At 46.7% G+C, this 20122-nt stretch carries 17 protein-coding genes and 1 tRNA gene; 5 read left to right on the top strand and 13 right to left on the bottom strand.

The annotated features are described in order from the left end of the window. Position 1: 1 nt before the first annotated feature. Positions 2-1207, bottom strand: a complete 1206-nt coding sequence (gene dinB / locus ONB37_10010; GenBank protein MDZ7400485.1) for a DNA polymerase IV — start codon at positions 1205-1207, stop codon at positions 2-4. Positions 1208-1426: 219 nt separating this feature from the next. Here dinB and ONB37_10005 point away from each other — a divergent pair. From ONB37_10005 to ONB37_09985, 5 genes are all read left to right on the top strand, one after another. Next, positions 1427-1499, top strand: a tRNA-Ala gene (locus ONB37_10005). 575 nt (positions 1500-2074) lie between these two features. Next, a complete protein-coding gene (locus ONB37_10000; protein MDZ7400484.1) occupies positions 2075-3304 on the top strand; it encodes a ribonuclease H-like domain-containing protein in 1230 nt (409 codons plus the stop codon). A 166-nt stretch (positions 3305-3470) separates the two neighbouring features. Then, positions 3471-4625, top strand: a complete 1155-nt coding sequence (gene ispG / locus ONB37_09995) for a flavodoxin-dependent (E)-4-hydroxy-3-methylbut-2-enyl-diphosphate synthase (protein MDZ7400483.1) — start codon at positions 3471-3473, stop codon at positions 4623-4625. Positions 4626-4629: 4 nt separating this feature from the next. After that, complete coding sequence (locus ONB37_09990) at positions 4630-5799, top strand: pyridoxal phosphate-dependent aminotransferase (GenBank protein MDZ7400482.1); 1170 nt, start codon at positions 4630-4632, stop codon at positions 5797-5799. A gap of 66 nt (positions 5800-5865) precedes the next feature. Next, positions 5866-6747 carry an ROK family protein gene (locus ONB37_09985; GenBank protein ID MDZ7400481.1) on the top strand — a complete coding sequence of 294 codons (882 nt, stop codon included), beginning with the start codon at positions 5866-5868 and terminating at the stop codon, positions 6745-6747. An 87-nt stretch (positions 6748-6834) separates the two neighbouring features. Here ONB37_09985 and queF read toward each other — a convergent pair whose 3' ends face one another. The 12 genes from queF to ONB37_09925 form a co-directional block, all read right to left on the bottom strand. After that, entirely contained in the window at positions 6835-7275 is a 441-nt protein-coding gene (gene queF, locus ONB37_09980) for a preQ(1) synthase (GenBank protein MDZ7400480.1), read from the bottom strand. Positions 7276-7493: 218 nt separating this feature from the next. Continuing rightward, positions 7494-8183, bottom strand: coding sequence for a 7-cyano-7-deazaguanine synthase QueC (gene queC, locus ONB37_09975; protein MDZ7400479.1), 690 nt, complete (start codon positions 8181-8183; stop codon positions 7494-7496). Between the two features lie 3 nt (positions 8184-8186). Further along, positions 8187-8825, bottom strand: a complete 639-nt coding sequence (locus ONB37_09970) for a radical SAM protein (GenBank protein MDZ7400478.1) — start codon at positions 8823-8825, stop codon at positions 8187-8189. After that, positions 8819-9190, bottom strand: a complete 372-nt coding sequence (queD, locus tag ONB37_09965; protein MDZ7400477.1) for a 6-carboxytetrahydropterin synthase QueD — start codon at positions 9188-9190, stop codon at positions 8819-8821. Before queD ends, ONB37_09970 begins: the two co-directional genes overlap by 7 nt. A 141-nt stretch (positions 9191-9331) precedes the next feature. After that, on the bottom strand, positions 9332-11902 hold the full coding sequence (gene glgP, locus ONB37_09960) for an alpha-glucan family phosphorylase (GenBank protein MDZ7400476.1): 2571 nt from the start codon (positions 11900-11902) through the stop codon (positions 9332-9334). Between the two features lie 351 nt (positions 11903-12253). Continuing rightward, on the bottom strand, positions 12254-12808 hold the full coding sequence (locus ONB37_09955; GenBank protein ID MDZ7400475.1) for a pentapeptide repeat-containing protein: 555 nt from the start codon (positions 12806-12808) through the stop codon (positions 12254-12256). 12 nt (positions 12809-12820) lie between these two features. Beyond that, positions 12821-13165 (bottom strand): STAS domain-containing protein, encoded by a 345-nt coding sequence (locus tag ONB37_09950; protein MDZ7400474.1) that lies wholly within the window; start codon positions 13163-13165, stop codon positions 12821-12823. 97 nt (positions 13166-13262) lie between these two features. After that, positions 13263-14486, bottom strand: a complete 1224-nt coding sequence (locus ONB37_09945) for an ABC transporter permease (GenBank protein MDZ7400473.1) — start codon at positions 14484-14486, stop codon at positions 13263-13265. 144 nt (positions 14487-14630) lie between these two features. After that, positions 14631-15863, bottom strand: coding sequence for an ABC transporter permease (locus ONB37_09940; GenBank protein MDZ7400472.1), 1233 nt, complete (start codon positions 15861-15863; stop codon positions 14631-14633). Positions 15864-15878: 15 nt separating this feature from the next. Continuing rightward, complete coding sequence (locus ONB37_09935; GenBank protein MDZ7400471.1) at positions 15879-16559, bottom strand: ABC transporter ATP-binding protein; 681 nt, start codon at positions 16557-16559, stop codon at positions 15879-15881. Positions 16560-16673: 114 nt separating this feature from the next. Then, the gene (locus ONB37_09930) at positions 16674-17924 is read right to left on the bottom strand and encodes an efflux RND transporter periplasmic adaptor subunit (protein ID MDZ7400470.1); all 1251 of its coding nucleotides are present in this window, start codon (positions 17922-17924) and stop codon (positions 16674-16676) included. A 40-nt stretch (positions 17925-17964) separates the two neighbouring features. Then, positions 17965-19347, bottom strand: coding sequence for a TolC family protein (locus tag ONB37_09925; GenBank protein MDZ7400469.1), 1383 nt, complete (start codon positions 19345-19347; stop codon positions 17965-17967). Positions 19348-20122 lie beyond the last annotated feature (775 nt).

Below are 20122 nucleotides of genomic sequence, written 5' to 3'. Positions count from 1 at the left end.
CTCACTTCTCATGATCGGCTGTTCCGATTCGACGACTATGCTGGTCTAATAAGCTAGCTTTTTTGATCAAATCGGGGCCGAATTTATTTTGAACCAAATCAATCACGCGATCGATTTTCTCCTGCTGAGGATTAATCTCATCAAATAAGCTCAATTGCTCTTTTTGTTGAGTATTGAGATTGGAAACTGCGATCCCCAAAAGGCGCACTTTTTTCTTGCCACGGTCAAAATTGCGATATAAATTGAGGCTGGTTTGGCCAATAATCTGGGATGAATCAAAAAAACTGCCATAGCTATGGGATCGTGTAAAAGTTGAAAAATCTTCGAGCCGAATTTTCAGCGTGACCGTCTTCCCTTTCAATTGTTTCTGACGCAGAATGCGACTCACATTGTCTGCTAATGATAAAATTGTATCACGAATGCATTGTTCATCAGCCACATCCTGATCAAAAGTATTTTCTAAGCTGACCGACTTCACCTCATGATCGAGCTCCACTTCCCGATCATCGATACCATTTGCCAGTAACCAGAAATGGAGACCATTTTTCCCGAACTTTTTGATCACTTCTTCTTGAGAGAGCCGGGCTAAATCGCCGATGGTATGGATTCCCATCGCCTGCAATTTCACCTCGCTTTTCTTCCCAACACCCCACATCTTCGATATCGGCAGTGGATGCAAAAACTCTAATAGCTTCTCTGGTGGAACGATCACCAACCCATCTGGCTTTTTGAGGTCAGAGGCGATTTTGGCGACGAATTTGTTTGGCGCAATGCCAATAGAGGCTGTCAAATGGAGGCGTTCCCGAATGCGAGTTTTGATCTTCCGCGCAATTTCTTCAGGTGGTCCCAATAAACGAGTACATCCAGTAATGTCCAAAAACGCCTCATCAATACTGATCGGTTCAACTTTAGGACTAAATTCCTCAAGCAAAGCAAATAGCTCTCTGGAGCATTGAATATACCGATCCATTCGAGGTCGAACATAGATAGCAAAAGGGCATCGCTGGTAAGCTTGCGAAATCGGCATCGCCGAATGAATCCCATATTTTCGCGCTTCATAATTGCAGGTCGAAACGACTCCGCGGCCTTTCCCACCCTTTGGATCTGCACCAACTACCACGGGATGACCTCGATAGCTCGGGTGATCCAGTTCCTCGATCGCGGCGAAAAATGCATCCATGTCCAGATGTAAAATAATTCGGGCCATTGATCGTGTTGATGTTTGGTGTTTGTCCCCAAATTATGAAAACGTTTCAAGCTGTCATGCCTGCGGATTTAGATCGCGAATTAAGCATCGAAAAATCTCCTGTTGCGAAAGCCTCATCAGTGTTCTAACTGCTCTGCATCGAATTAGCAACTGCGATCCTGCAAAAAAATAACTTGACTTTTTGGAAAAATATTCTTATAATTAGGCCGTCAAATGAATGGGGCTATAGCTCAGCTGGGAGAGCGCTTGACTGGCAGTCAAGAGGTCAGGAGTTCGACTCTCCTTAGCTCCACTTTTCTGTGGGCTGTAATGATCCGTTACAGCCCTTTTTTTTCTTCATCACAAAATTTTTTTCACATCGCTCTATTAGCTATCCGAAAAAGCAACTACCCTATCCTGAGGATGGCAGAACTATCTGTCAACCGATGGTAGGCAGGATGATTTTAAGTCACAGTTATGAGATTTGGCAGATAGTTAAAGCTTATTGCCTTCACCATCGCCTTCGAACAGAAATAATCTATCTCAAAAATTTGGGCTGGAATTTATTCGTTGCGCTTCATCTAACTCCAAAAATTTAGAACTTATCACATGATCACAAGTTCAGTCCCAATAAGATACAAATTTTTCGATTAGAGTCAATGTTTATTTATGAATTTTTATTAAGCAAAAAAATTATCCATTCACTATCCTTCAAATTTGCCATGACAATGACGATTTTCGGAGTCACCCAACGCATCACATTTTCGGCTTTTCGCGATCGAAAAGATGCGGGCTCAGGAAGAGAACCCAACTGATCGGCTGTTGGAACTCAATATTATCTGAGAAGTGTAATAGCACGAATTTTCATCTCAACGACGAATTTTGGTTATGAACATCAGAGAACGACTTCGTTTCATCGAGCAGATTCAACAGCCTCGAACCACTCCCAAGCAGCCAGTTTCAGACCAGGTTGGCATTGATGCTATCATCGATGGTGAGTTAATCGGAAACAGCCGAGGACGCTGCTTCGTTCGGACCAAAAGTTACGATCTCCAGCAGCAGCATGGAGCGGTGCGGCTAAACCAGATCACTGATGTTTCATCCTTCTTTTTGTACTTGGCAGGCAAAGATGAGAAGCTGCTGGATATCGATCTAAGTCGTTCGCTGTTCTTTGATACGGAGACGACTGGGCTGGCAGGCGGCACTGGGACCTATATCTTCTTGGCGGGCTATGGTTTTTTTGAAAACGGGAAGTTTGTTATCAAACAGTTTTTTTTGATCGATTTTCCAGACGAGCCAGCCATGCTGCTGAGCATGAATCAGTTGCTGAGCAATTTCACTGGCATCGTCTCGTTCAATGGCAAAAGTTTCGATTGGCCGCTCTTGCAAAATCGTTTCGTCTATCATCGCATTGCCAGTGCGCTGTCAGATCCGCAGCATCTTGATTTGCTTCATGCCGCCCGTCGTATCTGGAAGCGAAGGTTGATCGATTGCAGCCTTACCAATATTGAAACTGAGATCCTTCAAGTTTATCGGCAGGAAGATGTCCCGTCTTACCTGATTCCCCACCTTTATTTTCAGTATCTCCGCACTCGGGATGCCACTCCATTGAAACAGGTGTTTTATCATAATGAAATGGACATCCTTTCATTAGTGGCGCTCACCATAGTGCTCAATCAGATCCATGAGCATCCCATCGAAAAATTGCCACACGTCATCGATCTGACGACTCTGGCGCACTATTATGATAATAGCGCTCAATGGCAGAGAAACATCCCGATCTATCAATCTTTGTGGCAGACGTGCAGCGACTTAGCTTCCAGGAACGAGATTGGTCTGAAGCTGAGCTATTGTTACAAACGATTGGGCCAATGGCAGGATGCAATAGCGCTATGGGAACAGTTGATAGATTCAGCGCCGTTTCGTGTCGAGCCTTATGAAGAACTGGCCAAATACTATGAGCATCACCAGCGGGATTATGCTCGCGCTATCCAGGTGGTTCAGCGAGCGATGGAAAGCCTCAGAACTATTGATCAGCTTCACCCCTCGCTTGAAAGCATCGAACAGCTCAGGCGACTCAATCATCGGCTGCAACGACTTCAATCCAAATTGGCCTAAGGTTCAATCTGCAATTCACCTACATTTTCACGGGAATTTCCCATTACACCTTCGTTCGTGCATCGCTCTAATCTTGCGATTATTCGAGCGATACTTCTGGATGACCGTTGGTCACCAACAATAATCATTGCTTTTTAAGGTGCGATTTATTATATTGACGGGTCAATTGATAAAAGTTCGTACCGATAACCGTCGGCCGAAAGGAATGAACGACACATTTTTTCAGCAGTCATCAAATGAACTTGCGCCTCGGCGTCGCTCTCGGATTGTTATGGTTGGGGGCATTCCGATCGGAGGAGATGCACCAATCACGGTTCAATCTATGACTCGAACTCAGACCAGCGATGTTGCGGCTACGGTTGCCCAGATCCAACAATTGGAACAAGCTGGTTGTGATATAGTTCGAGTAGCGATCTCAGATGAAAAAGCAGCCCGCGCTATTCCTGCAATAAAAGCCCAGATTCGCATCCCCTTGGTGGCCGATGTCCACTTCGATCATCGGCTTGCGCTGCTCGCCATTGAAGCCGGTGCAGACAAAATTCGCATCAATCCCGGCAACATCAAAACCCAGCGTCATTTATTTTGCATTTTAGAACAGGCCAGCAAGCGAAACATCCCGATCCGCATTGGCATAAATGCCGGCTCGCTGGAATCGGAGCTGATGAACCGATATGGTCACCCCTGCGCTGAAGCGCTGGTCGCAAGTGCCTTGAAAAGTATCGAACGCTGTGAGCGATGGGGATTTGCATCTTTAGTGGTCTCATTGAAGTCCTCGGATGTCCCTACCATGATCGACGCGTATCGGATGATCGCCACTCAGATCGATTATCCACTTCATTTAGGGATTACCGAGGCAGGAGTTGGCACCCTGGGGCTCATTAAAAATTCAATTGGCATTGGGGCGTTGTTGAAATCAGGGATTGGCGACACGATTCGTGTGGCATTGACGGGAGATCCGAGGGATGAAGTGCTTGCTGGGCGCATGATTCTGCAAGCGCTGCGTTTAAGAAGATCGGTCATGGAGATCGTATCCTGCCCTACCTGTGGCCGAAGCTCAATCGACGTCGCGCACATTGTGGCTGAATTGCGTCGCCGTTTTGCTGATCACTCCCGGCGTTTGCGCGTAGCAGTGATGGGGTGCATGGTCAACGGCCCGGGAGAAGCACGGCAAGCGGACATTGGCGTGGCAGGTGGACCGCAGCGGGCAGTGCTCTTCGTACATGGTAGACCAATAAAAAAAATAGCTCATCAAATGATACTGGACGAATTGTGCAAAGCGATAGCTAATTATGATTCCGATGACGATCAGTTTGAGGAGTGAGTGAATGATTTCAAAGTATATCAGTCAAGCGATGGAGCAAAGTTCCTGGATTCGGCGCATGTTTGAAATTGGTAAGGAAATGAAATTGGCTTACGGCGCCGAAAATGTATATGATTTGAGCCTGGGGAACCCAATTCTTGAGCCGCCTCCGGAATTTTTTCGAGTCTTCCAAAAAATCGCCAATAATACCTCATCAGGCCGACATCGCTACATGTCCAACGCAGGTTTTGAAGACGTCCGAGAGAATGTCGCTTTATATTTGCGACAGAAAAATATGCTCAACGCTGAGATGAAGCATATTATTATGAGTTGCGGTGCTGGAGGCGCAATCAACGTCATTCTCAAAACCATCATGGACCCTGGCGATGAAGTGATCATCACTGCACCATATTTTTCTGAGTATATTTTTTATATCCACAATCAGCAAGGTAAGGTTGTAATCGCTGAAACTGACGACCAGTTCAATTTGGATTTGGACGAATTTGATCGCAAAATTACCCCTCGCACCAAAGCCATTATCATCAACTCCCCCAATAACCCGACTGGCAAAGTCTACGACAAACAAACACTCATGGGTCTGGTAATGCTTTTGAAAGACCGAGAGAAAAAATATCAGAAGGAGATCTATGTGATCTCGGATGAACCTTACCGAGAGATCGTGTTTGACGGCCGAAAAGCGCCATCGATTGTTCCGCTCTACGATAACAGCTTTATGGCTTACTCCTGGTCCAAATCGCTGGCAGTTCCTGGCGATCGAATTGGCTATATCGCCGTTAATCCAGCGATGAATGACGTGAATAAGGTGATCGATGGGCTAATTTTCAGCACGCGCATTTTGGGATTCATCAATGCCCCCGCAGTGATGCAATTAGCGGTCGGCGAATTGCTTCATGCGACCGTTAAGGTGAGTTATTATGAAAGCAAGCGAGATTACATTTATCAACGTCTGACCGAGGCTGGGTATGAGATCGTAAAACCTGAGGGAACCTTTTATATGTTTCCCAAAGCCCCAGGCGGCGATGATCTGGCCTTCATTCAACGGGCAAAGGAGCGGCGAGTTCTTGTCGTACCCGGCAAAGGGTTTGGGCGTGAAAAATATTTTCGGCTCTCCTTTTGCATGGATGATCGGACCATCACACGCGCCGTTGATCAACTCGTGCAATTGGTCAAATAAAAATACTGATTCCCTCGCTTCGGGAATTGGAATTTGTTGCATCATTCAAAAGATAGGAACATGAATATGACCAAAAAAGTAATTGCTATCGACTTTGGTGGGACAAAAATGAAGTTTGGGATGGTTACTTCTGAAGGGAAAATTCTCGGTGAGCCATTGACGCTTCCCACGCAAAGCGAGCGACCAGGCGATGAAATCGTTGGCAGCATGATCTCGGGCATCGAACAAATCTTGCAGCAGCAAGATATGGGAGTAGGTCAGATTGATGGCATTGGCATTGGGTCTCCAGGCCCGCTCGATCTAAAACAGGGGATCATCCTGGAAGCGCCTAATTTACCCACGCTGCACCATTTCCCATTGAAGCAGACCCTTGAGAACTACTTCGGTCTGCGGGTGGCGATTAACAATGATGGGAATTGCTTTGTCCTGGGCGAGGCCTGGTTCGGCAGCGCACGAAATGCGGATATCGTCTGTGGAGCAACGCTGGGCACAGGTTTCGGCTGTGGCCTGGTGATCGGCAAAAAGATCTTTGAAGGCGCTACTGGAACTGCAGCGGAAGTATGGCGTTCGCCATATCTGGATCGTACATTTGAGGAATATGGCTCTGCTCGTTCGGTGACCTGGATCTATCACAAAATCACTCAGCAAAATTTGACTGCGAAGGACATTTTCCAACTCGCCCAAAACGGAGATACCGAGGCGATTGCGGCCTGGGAACAATACGGCGTTCATTTAGGCAAGATCCTTGCGATTCTCACCAATTTCATCGATCCAGATGTCATCGTTATTGGCGGCTCCGTGTGTCATGCCTGGTCGTTCTTTGCCCCGACAATGAAAAAACATCTTGACGAAAATATCAACCAAGGTCCGAGAGAGCATCTCCGAGTGGTGCCAGCGGCGCTGGGCGACGATGCCGGACTCTTTGGCGCAGCCGCTTTGCTGTTTTGAGACAGCCTGACAATTCACCACTATCTCACAATCGTCCACTTCTGATCTCACTGAACCGAAAATATCGGCTGCTTCTCTGAGAACGACTTATGTGAGAGGAGCAGCTTCTTCTGTCTTTGTTTTTGGGTATTCGGCTTCAACCTTAATGCTAATCCCCCCGCGGGGATTAAAATTCCCAATCACAATCGCCCGTCGCGGCTGGCATGCTGCCACAAGATCGTCCAATATTCGATTCACCACCTCCTCATGAAAGGTATTATGATTTCGAAAAGAGAATAAATAGAGCTTCAGCGATTTGCTCTCGATGCATTTTCGATCAGGAATATAGCGGATCGTGATCTTGCCAAAATCAGGCTGATTGGTGATGGGACAGCGCGATGTGAACTCGGGGCAATCGAAGGTCACCCAGTAATCGCGATCTGGATAGCGATTATCAAAACATTCCAATCGTGCTTCATCTGGCGAGGACGGATACCGAGTTTCGCTCGCCTTGAGTATGGTCAAGCCTTCATATTGATCTTGATTCATGAAATATTCATCCCTCCCAGCTCCGTTCGCATGGCTGCGATTCGGAGCGATCAAATTTTTAATTGAATTCCAGCGTATTTTGAACCGAAATGGAATATGAGCCCAATAAGTTTCAGCGTGGTTGATCAGCGAACCATCCTGCTAAATTCGAATTGACTTCTAGATTTTTATCCTACCCCCTGACACTATTGGATAATGGCACGCAATTTTAGCCCCTCTTATCCAGAAGTGTGGTAGCGGGTCGGATCTGGGATGCCAGCCTGGCGAAAGCCATTTTTTCGAAACAAACAACTATCACAACGGCCACAGGCCGTGCCATCCAATTGAGGATCATAACAGCTCCACGTCAATGAATAATCCACTCCCAGCTCAACTCCAGTCCGAATGATCTGAGCTTTACTGAGGTGCAAGAGCGGAGCATGAACAGTGAATTTTTTTCCGGAAACACCTGCTTTGGTGGCCAAATTGGCAGTTTGCTCGAACGAGCGAAGAAATTCGGGACGGCAGTCTGGATAGCCCGAGAAATCTACCGCTGTGGCGCCGATGAACAAATGATACGCCTCGAGCACCTCTGCCCATGCTAATGCGAGCGATAAAAAGATCAAATTTCGGGCTGGAACATAGGTGATCGGGACGAAGACAGGCGATTGGTCCAATGCCTCATGCTTGGGAACCTCAATACTGGTGGTCAATGCCGACCCTCCGATCGCCTTTAAATCTACAGCAATGACAAGATGCTGCCGAACCCCAAAATGGTTTGCGATGCGGCTGGCTGCTTCTAATTCGCGCCGATGTCTTTGACCATAATCAAAGCTGATCGCGTAAAGCGCAAATCCCTGAGTTTTTGCGATAGCCAGGGTGGTCGTAGAATCGATTCCCCCGCTCAGTAAAACCACGGCTTGATCCATAGCTTATACCCCTCGTCGATTGGGAGGCCAGATATATTTATGAATCTGTAAATTGAACCGAATCGGCAAGCCTGTCTCGAGCAACCATTCGGCCAAATTTTCAGGCGCCAACACGCTATAAGCAGGGGAAAACAGCACATGGCATCGGTGCAATAAACTCCATTGTTCAACGATCGTTACCGCCCAGTCGAAATCTGCCCGATCTCCGATCACGAACTTGACATTGTCCTGCGATTTTAAACGAGCGATATTGCCCCAATCGGTTTTTTCGGACTCGTTGCTGCTTGGACATTTGATGTCCATGATCCGAATGACCGATCTTGGCAACCGATCAATGTCCAGGGTCCCATTGGTTTCAACCAGTACGGTTTTGCCCCGATTGATCAACGATTTCGCCAGTTCTGGGACCTGATCTTGCAGTAATGGCTCGCCGCCAGTAATTTCAATCAATTCACATCGGTAATTTGAAAGGTGATTCAATAATTGGTCCAAGGCAATTTCCGATCCCTCTTCATAGGCATAGCGAGTATCGCAATACTGGCATCTCAAATTGCAACCAGTCAGACGGATGAATAAACACGGCAGCCCCGCAAATGTGGATTCGCCCTGAAGGCTATAGAAAATTTCATTAACTTTCAGCATGATGGCTCATAACATGCCAAGTAATTAGCTGACTCCCCCACTTCAACCGATGCAAGGCGTAGTGGCGCTGGCAATTTGGGGGCCAATGAATCAAAAATATACTTGGCGATCTGCTCTGAAGTTGGGTTCACCATATCAAATGGTGGCACTTCATTGATCAGTCGATGATCCAACGGATCGGTGATTTCGCGCAAATGGGCCTTGAGCTTCTTAAAATCATAGACCATGCCGAGCGCATCTAACTGATCACTGACGACCGTAGCGCGGATCAACCAATTATGACCATGTAGATTTTCGCAGGCCCCGTCATATTCGCGCAATCGATGCGCTGAGGATATTTGGGTCGTGACCGATATTTTAAACATATTTGGATTCCATTGAACTTTATGATATCACTTGAGGAGAATGCCATTTCTGATAACCCTTGCCGCGACCAATTTGACTAGCGCGCCCCCTCACGCATCTCACTTTTGTTAACATACCCACCAAACAGGTGCTCAGATGGGTTAGGTTTGTGAATTGGCCCATAGAATTAATCCAGTCTCATGGCGATTTGAGAGGCAATCGCTGGCAGGAACTACGCGAACGGTATACCCATACAATCCACTGTAGCGGCAGGGAAAACTTCCAGCGAACAAGTACCACTGTTTTTCGCTTTGTTCCACGCAATTCATCCTTTCCACAGAGGCATTGACAATTTTGTTTTCGGTATCGATGTAACCGTGATAGATCTCTACGCTGACATCCTCTGGTTTCAAATCGCCCAGGGAAATTTTGACCTCGATACGAATGCTCGATCCCACTTGATGTTCCTGCTCATCTTCTTCTTTTATGGTGATGAACCGAATATTTCGCCAGTTGCTCGCCAATTTCTTCTTCCAGTTTGCCAGTTCTTTGGTCTTTTTCAGATTGTTCTTGATCAAACCCTGATATTTTTTATATGCCGGGGCATAGAATTGCTCAGTATACTCCATCACCATGCGATTTGTGTTGTAGATTGGGCAGATCGCCATGATCGATTGCTTCATGATCTCAATCCATTTTCGCGGCAGATGGTCTTTGCCACGATCATAGAACAGGGGGACGATTTCTTTTTCAAGCAAATCATAAAGTGCTTCTGACTCGACCTGGTCCTGATATCGGGGATCATCGTATCTTTCACCAGATCCGATTGCCCAGCCAATATTGGGAGAATAGGCCTCATCCCACCAACCGTCTAACACGCTGACATTAATTCCTCCATTGACCGCTGCTTTCATGCCGCTGGTACCGCTGGCTTCCTTGGGCCGACGTGGCGTATTGAGCCAAACATCAGCGCCTTGCACCAGGTAGCGTGCCATATCCATGTCATAGTCTTCCAGAAACACAATGGAGTTCCTGAATTCGTCCTGCCGAGTGAGGTGGATGATTTCTCGAATAAATTCTTTGCCTGGCGTGTCCTTAGGATGCGCTTTGCCTGCGAAGATAATTTGGACTGGCCGATTTTTATCGTTTAAAATTTTTTTGAGGCGCTCAATATTTTTGATCATCAGCGTAGCGCGCTTGTAAGTGGCGAATCGGCGAGCAAACCCAATGGTAAGGACATCGGGATCGAGTACCTCATCTGCTTTGCGGAGCTCTGATGGCAGCGCCCCTTGTCGCTCTAATTGCAACCGCAATCGTCGTCGCGCAAAAGCCACTAATCTCTCGCGCCGTCGTTCATGGGTCCGCCACAACTCTTCAGCCGGGATCTGGGCAACTCGTTTCCAGATGGCTGGGTCTTCGGAGCGCCGCAACCACGTCGGCCCTAAATAGCGATCATAGAGATTTGCCATCTCCTTGGACACCCACGATCCAGGATGGATCCCATTGGTCACTGAGGTTATCGGGATTTCTTCGATGGGAATTTGGGGCCACATATCGCGCCACATCTCACGCGCAACTTGAGCGTGGAGTTTGCTCACACCATTCACATAACTGGAGAGCCGAATGGCGAGGATAGCCATTGAAAACTTTTCGAACTGATCATTGGGATTTTTTCGTCCCAAGGCCATAAACTCATTTTTACTGATCTTCAACTTTGGAATATAATCATTGAAGTATCGCTCGATCAATTGGGGTTCAAACTGATCGATGCCCGCCTCGACCGGTGTATGAGTTGTAAAGATATTGCTGGAGCGGACCAATTCTTTTGCCTCATCAAAACTCAATTGATAATCTTCAATGGCACAGCGAATCCGCTCTAACGCCAAAAAAGCAGAATGCCCTTCGTTCATGTGAAATACCACTGGATGAATCCCCAGGGCTTTCAACGCCCTCATTCCCCCAATTCCCAAAACAATCTCCTGTTGGATCCTCATTTCATAATCTCCACCATAAAGTTCATCCGTGATATTGCGGTCCACCTCGTTATTAAGCACAATATTGGTATCAAGAAGATAAAGATTGACCCTTCCAACCTCCACCTTCCAGATTTGAGCATAGACCTTTCGCCCCGGGAAATCCAGTTCTATCAGCACGGGCGTGCCATCATCATTCGTCTGCAATTGCACCGGCATATTGTAAAAATCGTTCTCGGGATAAAGCTCGCCTTGCCAGCCATCGTTGTTCAAATACTGGCGAAAATATCCCTCTTGATAAAGCAAGCCAACTCCCACGAACGGCAAGCCCAGATCGCTGGCCGATTTGAGATGATCACCCGACAGCACACCGAGGCCGCCTGAGTAATTGGGGATGCACTCAGTTAAACCGAATTCTGCAGAAAAATAGGCAATTTTAATCTCAGAACCCCGACTATTCTGCTTCTTCTGATACCAAGCCGCTTCGTTAAGATAGCGATTCAGATTCTCTAAGACACGATTGAGATGAGTGACAAAACTCTCATCTTCGGCCAGTGCCTCCAGTCGCTCCTGACGGATCTCGCCAAGCATCTTTACTGGATTATGATTGGTCTCCTCCCATAGATCCGTGTCCATTCTTCGGAACAGATCGATGGCCTCATGATTCCAGCTCCAATATAGATTATAGGCGATTTTCTTGAGCGGTTCTAACTTCTCTGGCAGCCTCGGAAGAATCGTGAACGTACGAATTGGTTCCATGCAATTGTCTCCAATATTTTTTTCTTTAACAAATCCAAATGACCATTGTATTCTGTCATGACTTTGCAAGTTCCAAATATAACAGTTAATTTTCTGAAATGCAAGCGGGAAAATGGAATGACTGGTTTTCATTCCAGAGAAGACCAAGGATGGCAAATCGTGGATGATGAATCTGGCACTATTGTACTAGCTGGTGAATGATGAGCAAACCTCCATGTTTTAACTGTCTTTTCTCGTTACCAAGCGACAAAGGAGATGGTTGCACCTCATTGGTCCTTTCAAGATCATCTCCGACATCAGGGCGATCCTGATCGTCCAGAGACCCGAAACGACAATTGGTTATTGAGACGCTCATCTGATCGCCCCAACCATACTGGCGCCATCGAGGCAGGCATCATTGAGAAAGGCGCCAATAAGTTTGGCTTGATCCAGATTCGCATTGGTAAGATCGCTTCGTTCCAGATGGGCTTGGGACAGATCCGCTCTGTTAAAATTCGCGCCGATCAGTTTCGCGCGCTTTAGCCGACCGGCAATAATCGTCGCGGCTTGAAAATCGGCGTTCAGCGCATGGATTCCAAACAGCTTTGCATGAGTTAGGTTCGCCGCCCGAAAGCTGGCTTTTTCTAAATTTGTATCCTGGAGGTTCGCATCGGACAAATTCGCTTCATCGAACTGCGCTCCCATCAAATTGGCGCCGAACAAAAAGACCCCGGTCAAATTTGCTCGCGTAAAATTAGCCCCCTCCAGATTTGCATTTTGGAGATGCGCATTCGATAAATCGGCCTGCTCGAAATTTGCACCTTTCAAATGTTCGTATGATAGATCAATCCCCGAAAGATCCATACCTCGAAATGATTCTCCGCGGCGATATCTATCCAGCAATTCCTCGCGGGTGAGATCGGACATAATTTTTCCTCCCTAATTGGTTTGATAGCTGGTCACAGCTTCTTCCACCGAGTTATAAGTCAAGAAAACCGACTCTAATTTGGTGATTTCCAAAGGTCGACGAACCTTTTCCGATAGATTCGCTAACCTCAGATCGCCTCCGCTACTCCGTAATGTAGTCAGACCGCTGATTAGCATCCCCAACCCAGAACTGTTCATCCAGGTCGCTCCCTTCAAATCCGCCACGATAAATACTTGCTCCCGTTCAATTGCAGAATAAACTATGTTTCGGAACACTTCCGAGTCGGCTCCTCCCATGATTTCTCCCTGAATCTCAATGACCAACACCCCATCGATCTCCTTTGTCGTACATTGCATATTTTTTTCCTCCCAAATGGATTGTTCAATAAAAATAAATTGAGGTCCTTTGTATTTCAATTGAATTGGATAATCAATTATCCTCGTCCTGTATTGCCTATTCATAGCGCAGAGCGATGATGGGATCCAGTCGAGCTGCTTTTCTGGCAGGATAAACGCCGAAAACAATACCCACCAGGCTGCAGAAACCAATGCCCAAGAAGATCGACCAGATGGGGATTGAGGTGGGCAGCGGAGTGACAGCTCCGACCAACAAACCAACCAAAACCCCCAGCACGATCCCGATGACGCCACCCAGATTCCCTAAAAAGATTGCTTCAATTAGAAACTGCCAAAGCACATCGATTTGTCGGGCTCCAATCGCCTTGCGGATGCCGATCTCTTTAGTCCGTTCTGTCACCGAAACCAGCATAATATTCATGATTCCAATTCCGCCGACGACCAACGAGATCGCTGCAATGAAAATCGCGCCAAGCTTAATACCTAAAGACAGATCATTGAACGTGGCGATCATCGATTCGCTGGTGACGATCTCAAAATCGTTCGGTTTGCCAGGGGGAACTTTCCGCACCTTACGCAAAATTCCAGTTACCTGATCAATGGCAGGATTCATCAACTTGGGGTCAGCCACCTTGACATTGATCTCGATGCTTCGCTCGCTGCCGTACAACTTTTGGAACGTGGTGATCGGGATGATGACGCGGTTATCTCGACTTTCTCCAAGCAATTTGCCCTGTCGTTCTAAAATGCCGATCACACGAAACCGTTGGGGGCCAACTCGGACATATTCGCCGATGGGACTTTCATGCGGGAACAGTACTTCAGTTACATCCAATCCCAGGACGATCACGTTGCGATTATATTCGATGTCCGCTTCGTTCAAAAACCGACCCTCATTGACGAAATAGTTAAACGTAGTCTGAAACCCAGGGGTCGCGCCGATCAAAACCACATCGGGATTGGTTTTCTTATCCTGATATTTCACCGCCTGCCCCCAACTGTAGGCCGAGATACCTACAGCTTGAACCAGAGTTGCATTCTGCTCAATTGCTCTGGCATGCTCCATCTTCAAATTCTTCCGATTGCGATATTTTTCATCCATCTCCCCCAATTGGATGGCGGGGTATTTCTGAATCTGAAAGGTGTTGGTCCCTAAAACGCTCAATTCTCCAACCATGTAATCTTGCAATCCTTTTACAATGGACATCATGCCGATGATGGTCGTCACCCCAATAACAATGCCCAAGGTGGTTAAGGATGATCTCAATTTATTCGCCCGCAAGGCATCAAACGCGATTTTTGTTGTCTCTCTAAGATCCATAATGGTTTCTTGGCTCTGGTATTATGCAGAAATTGGCTGAATTTTAGCCAGGGATTCAAAATTTGGGAGCGCGCCGCAGTCGCAAAAGAACTTTTGCTCTTCTAACGCGCGATCATATCGCTCGGTTTGGCGACCAGTGGTTATTTATTCATAGCGGAGCGCTTGAATGGGATCTAATTTGGCCGCCTTGTAAGCTGGAAAAATACCGAAAAAAATACCCACCAATCCAATAAATAAGATGCCGATGATTACGGATGACGGTGTTACTGAAGCTGAAAGAAAAGTAGTGGAAGCCACGAGTTTGGCGATTGCAAAGCCAACAAGAATGCCGATGATCCCTCCAATTGCACTGACTGCCAGCGACTCGATGAGAAACTGGCGAAGGATATCGCGATTCCGTGCGCCAATCGCCTTTCGGATGCCGATCTCTCGCGTCCGCTCGGTTACCGAAACCAACATGATATTCATGATCCCAATGCCGCCAACGATCAGAGCGATCGAGCCGACACCGAACGCTACGGCATAAAGCGCCGCAGTGAGCCGTTTATATAAATCTGCGATCATATCTTGCTGGTTTATAGCAAAATCATTTTCAGCTTTTGGAGGCACCTTGCGAACGCGGCGCAAAATCCCAGTGATCTCATCCTTCGCCTCCTCGATCATCGTAGGATCGACCACTTTTGCCTGGATCGTGAGCCAGCGCCTGGAACCATACAGCTTCTGAAACACGCCGATAGGAATAATCACTTGTGCGTCCAAGTTATGCCCCAGAAAATTACCGCGCTTTTCCAATACACCGATGACACGAAAATCATGATCCCCGATCTTAATCCGCCGCCCCAACGGATCCTTTTTCTGAAACAGGCGATTGGCCACTTCCCAACCGATCACACAGACATTGCGGCGATGTTGCACATCAGCCTGAGTCAGCATCCGACCAAATTCTGGAACGATATTCGAAGTGATCGCATATTCTTCTGTTGTGCCAGTGACCTGGACATTTTTCAATTTTTCGCTCTGGAACTTAACAGTTCGGTTGCCGTTCACGACAGGAGCAACGGCTTTCACCAACGTCGCGTACTTTTTGATCGCCATCCCCTCGCGTTCCAAGGTGAGGTCTTTGCGATTACGCGCCAATAACCAATCCACCCGGGAAAACCATGAAAATTTGTCAATATAGAGCGTATCCGATCCTAAAGCTGAAATAGAAGTATAAAACGACCGATTCAGCCCCTGAATGATCGAATGAATGCCAATCACCGTGGCGATTCCGATCACAATGCCCAAAGTCGTTAAAAAAGATCGCATTTTGTTGGAGGCCAATGCTTGGAACGCGATCTTGAGCTGTTCCCAGAGTTCAATTATCGTTCTTTTCATTCTATTTACTCGAGTTCAATTGAGTCGTTCATCTCGTTCGATCTTGCCATCTCGCAACCGCACGATCCGATTGGTGTGCTCGGCGATATACTCTTCGTGCGTTACCAGGACGATAGTATTGCCACTCTCATGCAATTTTTCGAAGATATCCATGATTTCTTCGCCAGTCCGCGTATCCAAATTTCCGGTCGGTTCGTCAGCCAAAATGATTTTAGGTTTATTTACGAGGGCACGAGCAATGGCCACCCGTTGCCTCTGCCCACCAGACAATTCATTGGGTTTATGGTTCATTCGATCAGCCAAGCCCACCATTTCAAGCGCCTGTTGCGCAATTTGACGACGCTCAGCAGCGGGAGTTCCATTGTAAATTAGGGGCAGCTCCACATTATGTAACGCCGTCGCACGGGGCAGTAAGTTGAAAGTCTGAAATACAAAACCGATCTCCCGATTCCGAATATCGGCCAGCTGATCGTCGTTCATTTCACTCACCAACTCCCGACCGAGCCGATAAGTCCCTGACGTGGGCGTATCCAGACAACCCAAAATATTCATCAGGGTCGATTTTCCTGACCCCGACGGCCCCATAATCGCCATATACTCGTTCTCTTCTATGTTCAGTGAAACCCCTTTCAGTGCCCCAACTTTCTCCATTCCGACCTGGTAAATTTTCACAATATTGCTGAGTTCGATTAACATTTTTATTCCTTTGATTGAATTTTCAAATGAAACAGACACAGACCACCTGAGAAGACCAGCGATCCTCATGATATCTCGAGGTCATGTTCGGTCCTGCTGTAATGAATCAATTCCCTAATCGGATTTGAGCATCGGTTTATCACTGACCTTGACGATGCTGCCATGTTTCAGCAATTTCGATAAGGCGCGGTAACTCCCGGCCACGATCGTTTGCCCTTCCTCCAGTCCGCTAATAATCTCGATTTCAGTATCGCTGCTGATGCCGGTTTTCACCGGGACAATTTTTGCCACTTTATTGTCCACCACAAAGACGACTTCAACGAGTTCATCATTGATCGTTTCCGGCGCTTGTTGTTCTGAAGCTTCATCGGACTGAGGTCGGGTCTTTCGTCGTGAACTTTTAGCATTAGGGAGCTGAGTCCCTTCAGCAAGTTCACGGCGTTCTCGCGCGGTCACCGCTTGGATGGGCACTTTGAGAACATTATACCGCGTTTCCGTAGCAATATCCACGGTTGCGGACATCCCAGGGCGCAATCTCGGCTCTTTATCGATCAAAGCGATTTTGACCTCGAAGTTGGTGATCTCATCTTGTGTGCCCTTCCCTCGAGTGGTCGCCGAGTGTGCTATGTCACGGACATATCCTTTCAGCACGGTATCAGGAATGGCATCGACCTCGATTTTGGCTGTATCGCCATAAGATACCAATACCACATCGTTCTCATCCACCTCAGAGATCACATCCATACGTGACAGGTCCGAGACAACAAGGATCACATCCGCCTGAAACATCGATCCCAAGGCAATCTCACCAACCTCCTTATTCACCTTGGTTACGGTTCCATCCATTGGAGCATAAAGCTTGGTCTTCGTCAGATCGTCTTCCGCCTGTTTGAGATCTGCCTCGGCTTGTTCTAACTGGCCTTCGGCCAATTTTAAATCCGCCTCCGCTTTCTCTAAATCCGCCTGGGAAGTTAAATTCTGTCGATAGAGGTCTGCTGTCCGCTTATAAACACTCTGGGCCTGCAGCAAATTTGCCTCGCGCGACTTTTTGTTCGAGCGAGCTCGATCGACTGCTGCCAGATATTTGGTGCGGTCCAATTCGACCAGCAATTGCCCTTTTCTCACCTGATCGCCTTCTTTCACGTACAAGCCGATGATCTCAGCGCTGATATTCGCCGAAATCTTGACCTCCACCTCAGGTTGTACCTTCCCAGAGGCAGATACCATTTGGGTAATGTTGCCACGGGTCACTTTTTCGACTTGGACCGCAACCTCTTTCGATTTGCTGCCAGATAAACCGACCAACAGCGCGATCACTCCCACCGCCGCTACAATTCCCCCGATGATCCATTTCTTTCGCGACATTTCTCACTCCTGATGACTAGTCTTTTCAAATTTCAGCGAACTATTCTTGCAAAGCGTTCACCAGTAATTTTAAATAGCTTAATGCAATCTGGAAGTTATATTCCGCGCTGACCAATGCGCTCTGAGCTTGCGTCACCGCCAACTGTGCATCGATCACTTCCAATAATGTGCCAGCCCCAATTTTATATCGCTCCTGCGCTAACCTCAAATCTTCGTTGGCCGCGACCAAATTCGTCTTGTTGATCTCAATGATTTCTCGGTTCGCCTTCAGAACATTGAACGCCTGCGTCACCTCCACCTTCAGCAAGCGCTTTCTTTCGATCAATTCCTCCTCTGCCTTGGCATAATTAATCTTCTGCCGGCTAAGCTCGGCGTGGTCTGCCAATCCTTTAAAGATATTTAGATTCATCTGTAATCCCAAAGATGCCACATAATTTTCATCCAGCTTGCTATTGTAGACTCGATCGAAATATTCATTGTCGCGCGAGTAACTTACGTAACCGTAGATAGAAGGCAAATAGGCCAACCGAGCATTACGGACTGCATACTGATAGTTCTTCAACATCAGCTCATACCGCTTAATGTCTGGATTTTTTTCCTGGGATAGCGCCCATGCAGATTCAATAGTAAATGGCATTTCTAATCTGCCGCTCTCAATTTCTTGAATCTCGGTTGGGCTATTGGGGTCAATTCCCATTGCATAATTGAGATTCGCGCGGGCAATGATGATCGTATTATTCTGATTGATCAAATTAATCTGATCGTTTCCCAGTGCAACCTTCGCTTTATAAACATCCGCCAGCGCCACAGCGCCAATTTCATACATGCTCTGCGTGCGATTGAGCTGTTCTTCGCTCCGCTTAACAGCCTCTTCATAAACTTTGCCCAGCTTGATCGCTTTTAAAAGCTCAAAGTACTTCTCCTGAACGTTGTAGATTACGCTATTCCGCTGGCCAATGAGTTTGTATTCTGCGTTATCCTGCATCAATCGCGCCTGAGTCAATCGGTTCCAACTCTTGCCCCAATCCCACACCGTTTGCGTCAACTCTACCGAGGCGCGATGCGAGTTGCGTTCCGTTTTGCTTTGACTGATATCCTTTTGTTCATAAATGATGTTGCCTGTGAGCGTATCAATGCCAACTGGAACATCGTATTTGCGCAATCGCGGCCCCTGAATATATCGGCCAGATGAAAAACTCGCATCGATGTTCGGCAATAATGCCGATCGCGCAGTCGTGATATCAGCACCAGACAAAGCGATGTCCCGCTCCGCATTTTTAAGCTGCGAATTGTTCTTCAGCGCAATTTCAATACACTCATCCAACGACAACTTTTTTCCAGGTTGACCATGGATCAATTGAATCGGCATGGCAACCATAAATAGCAATATGAGTATACCCGTCACCCATTTTGTTTTGTCCATTGTGTAGCTCCTGATTATTGTCAAAAAAGCTCAATCACCGCCGTGACCTAAAGACTCCCCTGCAGTTTATGCTCCCACCAACCCGGTTAAACAGACAAGATTTAACAAATTTCCTGATTGCTAACTTTCGTTGCGATCGATTATCCGAGTTGCCACCCATAAGCGTTGCAGTACGATTTATTATTTACTCATCTACGATCAATAATGCGTAGATTGCACAGGGAAGCGTTTTATTGATGGACAGTAAAACGTAATGCCCTATCAAAAGTTTCGTTCTAATTTAATTCATGAACAATGGAGATTGTTATCAGCTCAGAGTGCGGAAATTCCAGATTGGTCTCAGAAAGGGTGTTCTGCTAAACTCTGGTTTTGATGCTGAGCCATTTCCGTATTTCCTGAAGCGTTTTAAATTGATCAGGTCGACATTGTACCCAAAACATCATTTCAATTTTAAAAATTTCTATTGTCTTTCAAGCGTGATCAAAACTAAAAAGTGGTCGAATATAGCAAATAATTCCTCGATTTCCAAGTTAATTAATGGTTAATTTTGTAATCCGTAGAGATAATAGCGCTCTGATAAACTCGAGTTTTTTGGGTGGCTTTTTGTTCTTGGTCTAGAAAATAATTGGGGATTGAAGATTTTATCTTTTAAGCCGTCTTTTTTTCCATCAGCCAAATCAGATCATTGTTCATTCGATCCAAATTGAAGCTGTTTCGTTTTTGAATTTCATGTAACCCATCGTTTTTGGTCGATTACAGATTTGTATCTCCTATT

The sequence above is a fragment of the candidate division KSB1 bacterium genome, assembly GCA_034506395.1.
Lineage (GTDB): Bacteria > Zhuqueibacterota > Zhuqueibacteria > Thermofontimicrobiales > Thermofontimicrobiaceae > Thermofontimicrobium.
Note: the sequence above shows the minus strand (reverse complement) of the source record. Positions and strands in the feature narration are given on the sequence as shown.